Origin of the sequence: Nocardia sp. (assembly GCF_025465275.1) — a bacterium.
Lineage (GTDB): Bacteria > Actinomycetota > Actinomycetes > Mycobacteriales > Mycobacteriaceae > Nocardia.
This window is the reverse complement of the sequence record NZ_JAODNK010000134.1, coordinates 1-2,593: the sequence shown is the minus strand read 5'-3', so window position 1 is coordinate 2,593 and position 2,593 is coordinate 1. Positions and strand designations below refer to the sequence as shown.

1 protein-coding gene is annotated in these 2,593 nt (G+C 68.0%); it reads left to right on the top strand.

The window, feature by feature from the left end; all coding sequences use genetic code 11:
• The coding region (locus tag JWN03_RS29490) for a condensation domain-containing protein (protein ID WP_297621882.1) at positions 1 to 2,593 on the top strand (2,593 nt) is incomplete at both ends.

The window sequence follows — 2,593 nt, the reverse complement described above, 5'->3', positions numbered from 1 at the left end:
ATGGTGAGCTGGAGTACCGGGGTCGTACGGACTTCCAGGTGAAGATCCGTGGTTTCCGTATCGAGCTCGGTGAGATCGAAGCGGCTTTGCTGGCCATGCCGGAGATCGCTCAGGTCGCGGTTGTCGCTAAGTCCGATCAGCTCACCGAAGCGCGGGGAGGCGGAGCGGACCGTCTGGTGGCCTACCTGGTGTCCTCGGGCCCGGTACTCGATCAAGCGCAGGTGCAGTCGGCGCTCTCGGCCACCCTGCCGTCGTACATGGTGCCGTCGGCCTTTGTGGTCCTGCATGCGTTGCCGCTCAATGCGAATGGCAAGCTGGATCGCAAGGCGCTGCCGGACCCGGTCTTCGTGGCTCGTGAATTCCGTGCTCCGGAAGGCGCCATCGAGACGGCCGTGGCCCAGGTCTACGCCGAGGTGCTCGGTGCCGAACAAGTCGGCGCGGACGACGATTTCTTCGCCCTCGGCGGCAATTCGCTACTCGCCACCCAGGTGGCGGCACGCCTCGGCGCGGCACTCGACACCCAGGTGCCGGTCCGCGCGCTGTTCGAGGATTCCACCGTGACCGGGCTGGCCGTCCGCCTGGCCGATACGGCCGGCGCGGGGGCGCGTCCGGCGCTCGTGGCTCGCCCACGGCCGGAAGCGATTCCGCTCTCACCGGCGCAGCAGCGCATGTGGTTCCTCAACCAGTTCGATACCGACGCCACCGCCTACAACGTGCCGGTCGCGATTCGCCTGACCGGTGAGCTGGATGTGGTCGCGCTGCGACTGGCCATCGGCGATATCGTCGCGCGTCACGAGATTCTGCGGACCGTCTACCCGCAGACCGAGGACGGTCCGGTGCAGGTTGTGCTCCCGGCCGCGCAGGTGCTGCCGGAGCTGGTCGTCGGCACCATCACCGCCGACCGGATAGTCGATGCGGTAGCCGGACTGGTCGGTGCGCGTTTCGACGTCACCGCCGAGGTGCCGCTGAAGGTCGCACTGTTCGATATCGGCGGCCTGGCCACCGATTACGTACTGGCACTGGTGATCCACCACATTTCCGCGGACGGTTCCTCCATGGCGCCGCTGACCCGCGATCTGGTGACCGCCTACGCGGCCCGGGCCGCCGGCCTGGCGCCGGCCTGGGCGCCGCTGGCGGTGCAGTACGCGGACTACTCGATCTGGCAGCGTGAACTCCTGGGCGTCGAGGACGATGCGGAGTCGCTGTCCGCCAAGCAGGTCGGGTACTGGAAGCAGGCCCTCGCGGAGCTCCCGGATCAGCTGGAGCTGCCGTCCGATCGTCCGCGACCGGCGGTGCAGTCCTTCGCAGGTGGCAAGGTCGAGGTGTCCATCGACGCCGAAACCCACCGGGCTCTGGCCGAACTCGCGCGTGCCCAGGGCGCGACCCTGTTCATGGTTGTGCACACGGCCCTCGCGGTGCTGCTGGCGCGGCTCTCGGGAACCGAGGACATTGCCATCGGTACCCCCATGGCCGGTCGTGGCGAAGCGGCGCTGGACGACCTGATCGGCATGTTCGTCAATACGCTGGTATTCCGTAGCCGGGTGGACGGTGGTGAGTCGTTCACCGACCTGCTGGCCCGTCAGCGTGAGACGGATCTGCAGGTGTTCGCCAATGCGGATGTGCCGTTCGAGCGCCTGGTGGAGGTGCTCAATCCGGTGCGTTCCACGGCGCGGCATCCGCTGTTCCAGGTGGGCCTGTCGTTCCAGAACCTGGCGCAGTCCAGCTTGGAACTGCCGGGTCTGTCGGTGACCGGCATCGACTTCGATACCCAGGTCTCGCAGTTCGATCTGCACTGGATCGTCGGTGACGATTACCTCGCCGACGGCACTCCGGCCGGTATCAGCGGTGTGATCACCTATGGCGCCGATCTGTTCGACGCGGCCACCGTGCAGGGGTTCGCCGACCGGTTCCTCCGCCTGCTCGCCGCCGTCGCGGTCGATGCCGGTACCCCGGTCGGCGATATCGATCTGCTGGACGGGACCGAACAGCATCGGATCTTGACCGAGTGGAATACGACCGCGCACACCGTGGATACCACGGCGACGCTGGCCGCCCTGCTCGATGCCACCGTCTCCGCCCGGGCCGGCGCGGTCGCCCTTATCGGCCCGGACGGCACGGCGCTCGACTACACCGAACTCGGAGCGCGGGTGAATCGCCTGGCGCGGCACCTGATCTCGCAGGGCGTCGGTCCGGAGGACCGGGTCGCGCTGGCCCTGCGCCGTTCGATCGATCTGGTTGTCGCCATGTACGCGGTGTCGGTTGCCGGTGCCGCGTATGTCCCGGTGGATCCGGATCAGCCCGCCGACCGTACGGCCTACGTGCTGGAATCGGCCGCCCCGGTCTGCGTGCTCACCACTTCCCGCGACGGCGTCGAACTCGCCACGACCGGCGGCGACGGGACCGCCTCCCGTCTTCCCGGCGCGCTTCTGGCTGGGATCCACGGCAGCGACATTCCGGTGCTTCGGATCGACGAGCTTGATCTGTCGGGCCATTCCGACAAGCCGATCACCGCCGCGGAGCGGGTCCGGGAGCTGACGGCCGCCAATACGGCGTACATCATCTTCACGTCCGGTTCGACCGGTCGCCCGAAGGG